Raw genomic sequence first — 13271 nt, forward strand, 5'->3', positions numbered from 1 at the left:
GTTGATCAAGCAGCATTCTGCTGCAGGATCGCCGCCTGGTAGGCGAGCGTTGCATCGCCGACCAGATAGCGCGACGTGCCATCGCTGGTCTGGTAGGAACTCGTGCCGGTGATCGCGGACCCGTCGGCGAACGACTGGCTGCCATCGGTCGTCGGCAGAAGATTGATGAGCTTGATGCCAGCGTTCGACATCGTCAGCAATTCGCCATCATCAGCCACACCGTTCTGGTTGGCGTCCCGCCAGACACGGAACTCGCTCCAACGGTCATCGTTGGCATCGAGCACGTTGTCGTGGTTGCTATCGAAGACCAAACGAAGGCCGTCGAGGTCGGAGACAGAGCCGCCGTTCGCGGCAACCTGATCGTCGGTGGCCCACATCGAGAAGGAGAGTTCTCTCGCCTGGTCGATGACACCGTCCGGGCCAGCCTGACCGTCTTCACCAAGGTCAATCGCCAGGAAGCCGTCCTGAGGTCCGACCCATGCGGTTCCATCACGTGCTCCGTCGGCATTCCAGTCGAAGGTGACGGACGAGCCGGTGGCAAGCGCGTTGGTATCGAGCGGCCGAAGATCGATGTGGCCGTCGCCGTTGAGGTCGAGAAGCACCGGCCGGTTGCCGCCGGAGCTTGGCTGCGGCCATTGGTCGACCATCTTCCACCCAGTGCTGCCGCCACCGCCACCACCGCTCACATAGGCATAACGCTGCCACCCGGTCAGCTTGTGAGAGGCATCGTATTGGTAGTTCGTGTAGCTACCGTCATCATTATACGTCGTAGCAGTGCGCTCCACGTTATTGATGAAATTTTGAACCAAACGCGTCCAGGGTTGATTGCCGTACACGTCGTAGTTTGTCGCGGTGAGCGAGCCTGGTGTGTCGCTGTAGACATTGTCAGTAATCAACTGACCATTCGGCACATAGACATCCGCGATATAGGACCAGCCTTGTGAGTTGGCCACGTCATAGGCGTATAGCACCTTGCTTCCGTCGTCATTGTTGACGTTCTGGTTCGTCATCTGCCCGGCAGCGTTAAACGCCTGATTGATCGTCGACCAGCCCTGAGTGTTGGCTACATCCCAATAGTTCACGGCTCGCGTACCATTGTCCCAATAGATCGTTTGGTTCAGGGTCTGACCACTTGGAGCATCGAGAGTATTGTCAACCCGACTCCACGTCTGCGAATTGGTCACGTCGAAGTCGATGGTGTTTGTGCGCTGCCCCGCCGCATTGAAATAATCGATATGCTGCTGAGCACCAGTTGGCGTATAGAAAAAGATAGTCGTCTTGGTTCCATCGTCATTGGTTTGGGCCTGCGAAACCATCCGCCCCTGCCCGTCAATATCCTGCACGATATTGTTCCAAGGCTGAGTGTTGGCTGGATCAAAGAGGGTTACTTTAGTGTGGTCGTAAGAATCCCAATGCACGGTTTCGCTTGTTCTTCTGCCCGCGCTGTCTACAGCGTTGTCAATCCTAGCCCAGTCACTTGAGTTCGTAACGTCGAAATCGGTGAATCCGGTGCGAACACCGGCACTATTGAAGTAGTCAACGTGCTGCTGCGCTCCGGTCGGCGTGTAGAAAGTGATCTCCGTCCGGGTACCATCATCGTTGAACTGCTTTTCGAGCGTCTTCTTGCCTGATGCGTCGAAGGATTGCTCGACGCGGGTCCAAGGATTGGCATTCAATGGATCGTAGAGGATGGCGGATGTCGGAATGCCCGCCTTGTTGGCGTTGATGACGCTGAGTACCTGTCCGCCGGCAGCATTGTAATTTGTTGTTACTGAGCTCCCATCAGCGGCGATCGCAAGTTGCGACGTCTTGCGCCCCTGACCATCACTGGTGACACGCAACGTCAGGCTGCCTAGAGCTGAGACTGTATCGACGATGGTCTGAGTGACAACGCTGCTGGCGTTCAGATCAACTTTCGTCAGCGTGATCGACCCGTCATTGTGGGTCACCGAGGTTTCCGTGTGATCGATGACGCCATCATTGTTGGAATCCTTGCTGAGGACCGTGATCAGGCCGTCGGTGCTGGTTGTGATCGTGCCCTTGGCGACAACGGCGCCGCTGGCATTGGTCTCGGTCACAGTTGCAACTGTCGAGCCATCCACCTGAAGCTGCGATTGCATGACGACCTCATAGGTGCCGTTGCCGTCATAGTCGTATTTGACAGTTTTCGTGTGGCCATCCGCGGAACCGTCGGTTTCCATCTTGGCTGCGATTGCTTGCTTCCAATAGACCTTGCCAGCCAGAAGATAGTTGGTCTTCTGCGCTGTCGCGTTGTTTGTCATGATCGAAACGGTCGCGCCTGTCGTGTCGGCTGTCAGTGTTTCCACCTGATCGACGGTACCGTCGCCATCGACATCCTTCGAGGTCGTCCGCACCGTACCGTCGGATGATTGCTGGATCGTGGTCTTCGTCGCCAACTTGCCGGTTGTCAGATCCGTGTCGGAGATGACCGTAGTCTTGCTGCCGTCGGCATTGTTCGTGTCGACTGCTATTCTCTGGCGATCGTTCGTGCCGTTGCCGTCGAGATCCCAATTGATGGTGGTCTGAAGGCCATTCGCCGTTGTCGTGCTGACCGAACTATCTGCTTTGACTCCAGCCTCCTTGTAGTCGGTGACCGTCAACGTCACAACGCCCGTATCCGCAGTTACCGATTGCTGATGCTGATCGATGGCGCCATCGCCATTGGCATCGCGGTCAATCGTTACCGTGTGTTTGTCGGCGCTGGTTAGCGTGGTCGTCTTGTCGATCAGTTTGCCGGACGCGTCGGTCGTCGCGACCGTCTCGCGGGTTGCACCGTCGGCAAGGATCTCGATCGTGTCGCTGACCGTCTGTGTCGCCAGTCCGGTGCGCTGCGCATTGGTCGATACGATCTCGCCATCAGCGTTCGTCGTCGTGACGAACTTGGAGATTAGCGAGCCGTCGGCCTTGCTGCTGGACACGGTACGTGTCCGGGTGCCATCGGCGTTGATCAGGGTCACATCGGTTGCGGTCTGGCCATAGGTACCGGAGCCCGTCAGATCCGATTGGGTCGTGACCGACAGGCCGTTGGCACTGGTCGTGGTCAGATAGCGGCTCGTCAACGTCGTACCGGTGAAGTAGCTGACCGTCTCCGTGCGTGATCCGTCGCCATTGAGGACGGTCACATCGGTGCGGCTCGTGGTGAAGGTTCCGGAACCGGTCTGATCCCATTTCGTGGTGACAGTCAGCCCGTCGGCAGACATATCGGTCTGGATGACCGCGCTCAGCACCAACGTGCCGCTGCTGTTGACCGTGTAGGTTTTTTCCGTGGTGGTCTTGCTGCCGTTCGTATTCAGCGTCGTCACATCGGTCACGGTCTTGTTGGCAACGCCATTGCCGTCCGTGTCGTAGCTGACCGTCTGGTTGAGACCATCGGCACTGGTCGTGATCGTCTTGGTATGCGACACGGCTCCCGTGGACGTCAGGTCGGACAGGGTCTGCGTGACGCTGCCATCGGCATTCTTCGTGGTCACGGACTTCTGGTCAACGACGCCATTGCCATCGATGTCATAAGTCACCGTGACTGTCTTCCCGTCGGCGCTTGTCGTGGTCGTCGTCTTGTTCGCAACAAGCCCGGTATTGGCGACCACCTCAGTCGTGGAACCGTCGGCGTTGAGCGTTGTGATGTCCGTTGTCGTCCGGACCGGGGAGAGAACGACCGACGGATTGTTGAGCGCCCAAGCCTGGGCGCCGGCCGCCATATGCGCTTGCCCTTCTGCTGAATCCGCGATTTGCTGGGCGACGGAAGCGCGTGAGGTTCCGGCGTTCAACGTGCCCACCCAGCCATTCAGGCCAGCCGCTTCGGGCACCCTCCCCAAGGCATTTTGATAAAGCAGCGTGACAAACTGCGTATTGTCGAGTGTGCCATATTTTTGCGCGAATTCGGCAGAGTTGATCATGACAGCAGCAAGCTGAACCGCCGTTGTGCCCGAATTAAACGCCACCGCAAAGTCGGATATGCCACCGACATCGGGGTCCCGACCCAGAGTGGCGTGATAAAGACGATACATCTCGTTACGCGCTGTCATTCCGACCACATCGTTCGCAACAACAGTTGTCTTGCTCAGCCCATTGGCGGAGGTGGTGACAGTTGTCAGTTCGACCGGCACCGTATTCGTCGAGCGACTGAAGGCCTCCGTGCGCGAACCATCGGCATTCAGCGTCGTGACGTCGCCGAGGACCCGCTCGAAGGTACCATCACCATCCAGGTCGGATTTGGTCGTGATCGAGAGGCCATTGGCGGAGGTCGTCGTGACCGCCCTGCTGGCGAGCGTCGTCGTGCCCGTCTTATAGGTCTCCACCGTCTTGGTGGTCAGGCCCGTAGCGTCGATGACGGACGTCGTCTTCACATCGATCTTGCCGTCGCCATCGAGGTCGACCTGGCTTGTAACCGTTTTGCCATCCGAGGTCGCGGTGTTGGTCGTTTTCGACAGGAGCGTGCCGCTCACGGTGGTAATAGCATCGACCAGGGAGGTCGAACCGTCGGCATTCAAGGTCTTCGTGGAAGTCTCAGTGCGGTCGACCGTGCCATTGCCATCGTAATTATAGTCGGTCTTTGTCACCAGGCCATTGGCGCTTATCGTCACCTTCGTCTGGTCGATCAACGAGGTGCCTGCATAATCCGAAGTCGTCGTCGACTTCGAGCCATCGCTGTTGAGCACAGTCGCAGCAACGCTTCTGGTGTCGATGACGCTGTCGCCATTGACATCCTTCTGGATAGTGATCGTCAGGCCGTTCCCGGAGGTAGTCGTCGTCACCTTGTCGAGGAGTGCCCCGGTGTTGCTCTTCTCAGACACTGTTTCGGTGCGGCTGCCATCGGCGTTAATGACCGTCTGATCAACTGTCGTTAGATCAATTGTGCCGTCACCGTTCGCATCCGTGACAGTGGTGATGGTCAGACCATCCGCGCTGACCGTTAGCGTGCTCTTGCCGTGAAGCGCACCATCGGCACTCGTAATGCTGGTTGTCGTCGTCTGGCTGCCATCGGTCGCGATAATGTGAGTCGAGGCGCTGTCGACATGACCGTCACCATCGACATCCTTGGAGACCGTGGTTGTCTTGCGGTCGGCGCTGACAGTCGTCACCGTCTGGCTCAGTAGTGTGCCATTGCCGCTCTTCGCCGCAACCGTTTCCGTGCGGGCGCCGGCATTCAAAACGATCACATCGGAAACCGTCTGGTCGAACGTGCCGTCGCCGTTGATATCTGACTGCATGGTTTGCGTCAGGCTGTCGGCCGACGTCGTCGTCACCGTTTTGCCGATGACGGTGCCGTTGCCGCTCTTCTTCGTCACGGTCTCCACCCGTGCACCGCCAGTGCCGGCAGCGATAACGTCGGTCGTCACGGCGTCGTAGGCACCGTCACCATTGGCATCAGTGCTGATGGTCTTCGAAAGACCGTCGGCACTTGTCGTCGTGAGCATCTTGCCGACAAGAGATCCGTTCGGATTGAGGGAACTGTCGGTTTCGGTGATCGTTCCATCGCTCGCAACCGTAATAACGCTCGTGCTATCTGCAGCTCCATCGCCATTGGCGTCGACCGAAATGTTCTTGCTCTTACCATCCACACTGGTCGTCGTGATGTTGCTCGATAGCAATACACCGCTGGCGCTTTTATCCTGGACGGTTTCCGTGCGCGAGCCATCGGAGGCAACAGTCGTCACGTCAGAATGAACGAGATCGGCAATGCCGTCTCCCGTAATATCAGTCGATACCGTGGAGGAAAGGCCATTTGCCGCCGCTACGGTCGTAGCCTTACTTCTGGCCGAATTGTCGCCATTCGTAATCGTCACCACTGTGGTCACGTCGCCATTCGAGGCGATTGTGGTCTGGGTCAGGTCGCGCTCATCAACCGTACCGTTGCCGTCGATATCACTGGTCACAGTCTTGGTATGCCGGTCGGCGCTGGTGACCGTCGTGACGCTCGACAACAACGTTCCGTTGGCACTGCTGTCCGTCACAGTCCGGGTGCGAGAGGCATCGCTGCCGACGACAGTAACATCGGATACGACATCGTCATAGGTACCGTCGCCGTTGACGTCAGTCTTCGTCGTCTCCGTCAGACCATCCGCGCTCGACTGCACCTGAACCTGACCCAATGTCGCTCCGGACGCGCTGAGCGTCTTGGTCGTGGTCGTACTCGAGCCATCAGCATTGGTGACAAACGTCTGGCTCTGGTCTGCCTTACCGTCGCCATCCTGATCGAGGGTCGTCGTTACCGACGTGTGATCGGCGCTGGTGACGGTCGTCGTGCTGTCGACGACAGAGCCGTCCGCGTTGAAGTCCGTTACGACCCGCGTGCGAACGCCGGAAGCAACCGTAGTGACATCGGTCTGCGAACGGTCATAGGTTCCATTGCCGTCATCATCGAACTTGGTCGACACGCTGTTGCCGTCGGCGCTGGTGGTCACCAGATCCTGGAAGGCTAAGCTGCCATCGGCGTTATAGGCCTGGATGGTGTTCGTCTTTGACTGGTCAGCATTGGTGACAACAGTCGACTTGACGATGTAGCCGTTGGAATCGCTGGCAAGAACGGCATCGCCCACCGTCCCGGTCGAACCGTCGGATTTGGTAAAGGTTGTTGTGCCAGTGATTGCCGAACCGTCGCTAAACGTCTGGCCGCTGCCCTTTGGCGTAAGGTCGATCGAGGTAATTCCGAGCGATGACAACGACACAAGCTGGCCGTTGACCATGACCTTGAACTTCGACCATTGCGTATCGCCGGCATCGAGCTTGCCATTGCCGTTTGTGTCGAACACGTCTTTGATCGCCTCGAGATCGCCGATTGCCGTCGGATCCCATTGGGTAAACTCGAATTCCTTCGAGCTGCTGATCTTGCCATCGCCGTCGGCGTCGAACACGAGTACGCCCGTGCCATTGCCCGCCCACGCCGTGCGATGCTGGTAGCCATCGCCATTCACATTCACAAACTGCGACGAGTTGGACAACGTGTCGAGGCTCAGGCCATTGCCCGATAGGTCGAGGAGAACAGGGTTACCTTCATCGCCGCCAGGTCCAGGGCCATGTTCTGAGGGAGAATCATCACCGCCGTACCCGGAATATCCACCAGTAGCCCTGCCACCCGGACCAGGTCCATGTTCGGAAGGAGAGTCATCGCCACCGTAACCGGAATACCCGCCAGTAGCTCTACCACCCGGACCGGGTCCATGTTCAGAGGGAGAATCCTGTCCCCAATCATCGCGGGAATAGCCTCTCCCGCTGCTGGCACCACCGCCTGGACCGGGTCCGTGCTCGGATGGCGAATCCTGTCCCCAATCATCGCGGGCATAGCTTCCGAGGTCGCCAAGAAGCCCCCCGAAAAACGGTTCAAAGCTCATCGAGGGCGGCGTTGGTGCCACCGGAACATTTGGAACGTTGGGCATGAAGCCAAAATTCCACGAAGTATTTTCAACAGGGGTAACCGGCGTCGGTACCACAGGATCAACGGGCGTATAAGTTGGAGCCGTGTATGCAAGCGAGGCGATCTCGTCTGGCGTCAGAGGGTGAAGCGCTAAGTCGAGGTTGAAGTTTTGGCCATACTGCACTGGGTTTACACCGGCAGGAGCGATGCTCGCCAAATTGGCTATGCTCGCGGCAAGGTCTTCCTTTGGAGTGTCAAGCCCCGTTTTTAATGCTGAGTAATCCGGGGTTTTCTGCCAGCCCGGCAGATCCATAGGTGTCGGCTTCACATAAACATGTGACGCGTTGTCGTACTGCCAACCGTACTCAAGGGTGTCGTAGTTTAGCGGGGCAGGTTGCTGGGCTGGAAGCCCGAGGGAGACACCAGCATTCACGCCAACGGGCCCGGCGACTTTGCCCGCAATACCCGCCGTGGCATAGTCACCTGGATTCTTACCAAACTTGTGGCCAAATCCTATGAAGCCTGAAGCACCTGCAATTGCACCAACAACAAATCCCAATCCTAAGTCGAATTGAAAACCTGTCGCGGTTGACGTAACCCTTGCCGTAAGAAGGCCCGCTGTGACCTGAACTCTCGCGTCCATCGAGGTTCCGTTCGTGTCGCGAAGAGAGTAGCTGCCACCAAACAGACCGACCCCAAAGTTCCCTTGATAGGAAACACCGACAGAACCTGACAAATTTCCGTTGCTCATCAATTCACCCCCATTAGAATTTCGTAACTAGATGTGCCGCGCCAACCAAAAAAGTAGAAATACCTTGAAATATATAGAAATTTAACTTCTGCTGCGCCACAACAAAGGAAAATCATAATGGAATTCTATAATATACTATATTATTGTTCTTTTGTTGTAATATTCCTAATACCAGTAACTATAAAGGTACGAAAAAATATAATAACGATCGAATTCGTTCCAGTAATTGCGCGAATTGTTAATTCAAGATCAGAGATTGTTTCTGAAGTTCAAAGCATATTTATCGACGTCGAATATGAATACAACGGGGAGTTATATTCAGCAGTTGACAAAAATACGCACTCAAGTCGCCAAGAAAACTACAGCGTCGGAATAAACGTCCAGATTATGGTAAATCCAAATGCTCCCTGGGAGTGTGAGGTGGTTGAATCTGGACACTTCATCATCGATTCCGTTGCCGAAATCATCACGAGCCTTCTATCCCGAAGTGCTCGTAGACGTAGAAATTTATGAATTAACTAGATGCCGCTGGAGAAAGAGCATCACGAACACAGCGCTGCAAATGGGAACGGGCGCCGCTTATTTCATCCGCTTCTAGTCCGCCCATAACCCCCAACTCATGCCCTCATCGTCTGCCCAAGTACTAACAATCAGCAATCGCGTACAAAAATTGTAGGGATTCGCTCAATGCCAATCCTCAACCATGCCGAGAGTATTATTTATGATCCACCTCCATGACAAGTAGGTGCGGCATATCGCCACAGAACCGGAATGTCGCATCGAATGAGGTCCATGATCAACCTTCAAAAGTCAGCTTAGAATCTGCTTTCGCCAAATCAGAGCGGCATACTCGTCAGGTGTGGCAGTGACCCAGGCTATTGCGCCGGATTTAAAAAAAAGGTTGAATACGTTTACCCAAGCGCAACTATAGGGGAAGTTACTTGCGTTACATGGCCGCCTTTTCAGTGACGTTTTTGATTTGCAGCACAGCCATGGGCGCTTCGGCGTCAAGGGCTGCACCTTTAGAATTTCCCCAGTTTGATAGCGGGGCGTTCTGTCAAGATTTAACATCGAAGATGTTGGATGCGGCAGAGCGAGATACCGAAACCAAAAAGTGCCTTTCCTTTGAGAAAATGGCGAGGGAGCGCCTCGGCAGAAAATGGACCCTCGTTTCCCCCGCAGGCCTTGCAGAGTGCATGAAATCGCGTGAGACCATAAAAGGGCGCAGTTATGCAAGTTTGGAGATTTGCATTTCGACGGATATAGGCATGCAGTGCTTGAGAGGCGATATTAAGTGCGACCTGAAGAATTAAGTTTAAGACGCGGCCGCCTCTAACCCTGGGGGAATTAGGGGACTCTACTGAATAGGCCCAGGACTGGCGGCGTGAGTTCAGAGCGCTCAGTCGGCTGGGTCGCATGGACAAGGGGCGACCGCAACTACCGCGTTCTCCACGGCGGTTATTTCGGCAGTCGTGCTGACCACGTCAGAAGCGCCGCGCGCGAGGCGATGCCGATGTCCGCTACTATGCGAACGGTTTCCGAGTGGCGCGGTAGAACTTTGGCCAGACCGTCACTGCGTCGCTCATTGCATGAGGGCTGCGCGCAGTCCGCTGCAAAATTCAGATGTCGGTCAAACTTCGATCCGATAGACCGCCGCATTATCCTGCTATTCACGCAGGCTTTTGTAAGACGGAGCCGGAGCTTTGCATCATCCGTTCCGGCACATCATCAAGGAACGACTGGAGACGAATGCCAATCTGCCGGTATGGGAACTGGACGAGGATGGCGACGTGGACGGAAATGCCTAACGATTGGACGTTGGGAAAATCGTCCGCTCTCGACTGCGATTGTTGATGTTGGACAATGCTCTGCATTGCCCAAGCAACCGGTTTCGCGAGGCATAGCTGCCAGGCCACGCGACGCGGCTAAAATGCAAGCGCTCACCGGCTGCTGCCACGGGAGCTGCGCGCAGACTTCGCGTTGAAGATCTGGAGCACCTGTTTCCGTTCCAGAGCAATCTGCTTGTCGACAACGAGAAGCCTCGCGAACTTCCTAATTTCTTCATCGACCATCAGCACCACGTCTCTGGCTGCTTGGTACTCTTTTCGCAGGATCAGACTCACGTCGCCGGCGATCTCGGGAGATGGTCTAAAGGATTCGTTGACCGCTTGCGATGGCGCATCGAATCGCAGCGAGCTGCCAAGTCCATATGACACTGCCATCGCAGTCGCGATTTTCGTTGCCTGTTCCAGGTCACTGCCTATGACACCGCCAGCTCCGATCGATCGCTCTCCAAACACCACTTCTTCCGCGGCCATGCCTGCCAGAAGCGTCCGAATCTTCGCCGTCAGAAAGTGCTCTCCCGGAAGAATTCGTTCATCGGTGCTGTAGTGGGTTCTCCCCAGATCGTCGACCTGGCCCATTACGGCCGTCGTTTCGAGCTCGATCGTCGCCGACTCGATGAATCCAGTATGGACAGCGACCATCGCGTGACCAACCTCGTGGACTGCTATGCGATAAGCGACGTCTTCCGGAATGGGAATTCTCTCCGGAAGCTCTGCGGCCAAGTCTTCCAGCGCGACCTCGGACTGGCGCATCCTTGCACGGCTCCGTGCCCGCTTGGCCAGGGATTCAAGGTCCGCTGCCGTGGCACGTTTGAAATGATCCGTCACCGTCCGCATGTCTTCAGGTCGAATCCTTCCGCCAAGGTGAAAAGAGGCGATCTCCGCTCTCTCCTGCGCGGTCGGAGGATCGAGAACAATATGTGTCTCAAACCGACCGGATCGTCTGAGTGCTGGATCTATTCGATCGGGATAGTTTGTTGCGCCCAGGAGGATCACGCCCTCCAATCGGCCAACGCCATCGGTCAACTCGAGGAGAGCGTTTACAACGGTTGTTTCGTAATACCGGTGCGCGTTACCGATGCGCCTGCGATCGCCGATCGAATCCAACTCGTCGATCAGAAGGACCGCGCCTTTGGCCGCCTTCGCCTCCGCGAAGGAGGCCTCCATCGCTTTCAGCGTGTCGCCCAAATAACCCTGTTTTGATCGCTGCCAGTCTCCCACTGATGTCGCCACAAGCTTGAAACCAAGCGTTCTTGCCAAGGCCTGGGCGAAATAGGTCTTGCCCACCCCCGGCGGACCGGAAAGGAGTGCAGCGGATTCGACGTGAGACCACGGAACGACGTGCGCCCTCCAATCCTTTACGCCGTGACGGATCCTGGCGACCCAGTCGCGCGCGCCGGCAAAGCCCGGAAGTTCGTCCAGCGTCGGTCCCAGAATGGATTCGGCCGCCTCGGATCTTCGGAGGACGCCGGCTATCCTCATGAGATCAGCTTCATCCAGAGACCGACGACCAACCGCCATTTCGATGACCTCCATGGACTGTGTCGCAACCTCAGCCGCCAGAGCCTCCGAAATCGGTCTCAGTCCGCCTAACCGGCGCGCCGCCATGATTTGGCGAGCGCTCGGTTTATGGAGTTCGACAACACGATCGGCCACGATCTCGACCAAGGGGTCGACACTGGAGGGATCCGAAGCGAGATAGATCATCTGACCAATGGGGCGCAAAGCCCTTCGATTGAGGGTCTTTGTCAACTCTGATTTTTTCATGTTGTCGAGGAGATGCACCCTCTTTTGCAGATCCTCGTACACGAAACGTTTATGCCGCCCCCGAAGCAGGACTTCTGCCGCGTGTTCGTAACTGCTCGTCTTCGCGCCCTTTGGCAAAATGCACACGACGGTGTTGTGTTGGTCCGTATGGATCTCGGGCGTGTGCCGGAGTGCTGAGCGAAAGCCAGCGTATGCGAGGAATACGATAGGGGATCGGGCAAGGTCAGCAAATGCCCTTTTTTCCAATCGCGTCCGCATTACCAGTTCCCCAGGTCGACAGTTCCGCCAAGCCGATACCAACGGCTTAGCGTGCGGGCATACAGCGTTCGTTCGCCGAAGACGCTGAAAAGTGCCGACGTCACAATGCGGCGGTTGTCGGGAATCAGCGGATGGCCTTCGACAAGCCCTTCAAGGCATGCAACTGGCCGCTGGCCGACGGTGACCTCGTGAAGGACTGGAAGGTCTCGCAAGGATTCAGGGTCGAACTCCCCACGCCTAATGGCTGATAAGTCGGCAACGACTGCGCTGAGGTTATCGAGTGCGGAATCAGGGATTCGATGTCGCATTTTGATGCTTCTCCATCTGAGCCGATTCGGGTGGATGGACGCAGAAAGGATTCACCTCACCGGCGAAGTTTCTCTAAAGCGATCCTTACTTTCTGACTTCCGATACATACTTGCTGATTCGCGATCTTATTGTCAACACTTTCGATTCCTGAAATCGATAACGCATGAGAACTCTGCGGCGGATGCTCCACGCGGCACGGGAGGCGGTCGGCCGGAGCCAGAAACAGGTCGCCGATGAAACCGGTATTTCCACACGCACCATCAACAAGGTGGAGCGTGGTGTCGATCCTGTGCGGTTCAACAACATTGTGGCGCTGCGCAATTATTACGAAACGCTGGGAGTAAGAGCCCTCGAGGCGGACGCACCGAAGTCTTGGGCGCTGGTGTTCGACGATTCAATCGCGCCCGCCCCCGATCCATTGCGCGCTAGAGAACGAGCCTTCGACGCGGCGCCAGGGCCTTTGCTGTGCGCCGCGCGCGTAATGCTAGATCTCAGCCAATCCGACATGGGCAAACAGATCGGATCCTCGCACACGACGATACGACGGCTCGAGCGCGCTGACGGGACGACTGCGCCCGAGCTAGCCTACAAGCTCCAGGCTTACCTTGAGATGCGGGGCTTCCAGTTCGTGAAGCCACACAAGGGAGTTGGCTGGATCCTGCACGTCCCAGCTTTCAGTTAAGACCTCTTGTCGTGAGCTTCTATCAACGACTCCAGCGTTCGTCCTGCTTATGGTCGAAGTCGCGAACAGTTCGCTGGAGAGACCGTCACCGCTGTCGTGCCACTAACTTTCTGTTTCTCCTGCTCGGGCGGAACGATATCGATTCCAAAGCCGCAATTGATGTCTGCGAAAATCACGAAGCTTAGGTTTTACAGTTCTAAATCGTTGATCCTGACAAGCGTGCAGCTAAACGACTGATAAGTTTATGGTCGATCTATTTCGCTTTCGTCGAATCTATTTCGCTTC

Annotated in this window: 5 protein-coding genes; 2 read left to right on the plus strand and 3 right to left on the minus strand. The window is 56.3% G+C overall.

Annotated elements, in window-relative coordinates:
* Positions 1-5: 5 nt before the first annotated feature.
* Both QA646_RS08825 and QA646_RS08830 read right to left on the minus strand, forming a co-directional pair.
* Positions 6-6962: a DUF4214 domain-containing protein gene (locus QA646_RS08825; RefSeq protein WP_283058691.1), complete on the minus strand. Its 6957-nt coding sequence runs from the start codon at positions 6960-6962 to the stop codon at positions 6-8.
* Positions 6963-6973: 11 nt separating this feature from the next.
* A complete protein-coding gene (locus QA646_RS08830; RefSeq protein ID WP_283058692.1) occupies positions 6974-7321 on the minus strand; it encodes a hypothetical protein in 348 nt (115 codons plus the stop codon).
* Positions 7322-9067: 1746 nt separating this feature from the next.
* Here QA646_RS08830 and QA646_RS08835 point away from each other — a divergent pair.
* The gene (locus tag QA646_RS08835; RefSeq protein ID WP_283058694.1) at positions 9068-9439 is read left to right on the plus strand and encodes a hypothetical protein; all 372 of its coding nucleotides are present in this window, start codon (positions 9068-9070) and stop codon (positions 9437-9439) included.
* Positions 9440-10066: 627 nt separating this feature from the next.
* On the opposite strand, the gene QA646_RS08840 is transcribed toward QA646_RS08835, so the two are convergent.
* Positions 10067-11995: an AAA family ATPase gene (locus QA646_RS08840; protein ID WP_283058696.1), complete on the minus strand. Its 1929-nt coding sequence runs from the start codon at positions 11993-11995 to the stop codon at positions 10067-10069.
* 472 nt (positions 11996-12467) lie between these two features.
* On the opposite strand from QA646_RS08840, the gene QA646_RS08845 reads away from it, so the two are divergent.
* Positions 12468-12986, plus strand: coding sequence for a helix-turn-helix transcriptional regulator (locus QA646_RS08845; RefSeq protein ID WP_283058697.1), 519 nt, complete (start codon positions 12468-12470; stop codon positions 12984-12986).
* Positions 12987-13271 lie beyond the last annotated feature (285 nt).

The sequence above is a fragment of the Rhizobium sp. CB3090 genome, assembly GCF_029714285.1.
GTDB lineage: Bacteria > Pseudomonadota > Alphaproteobacteria > Rhizobiales > Rhizobiaceae > Rhizobium.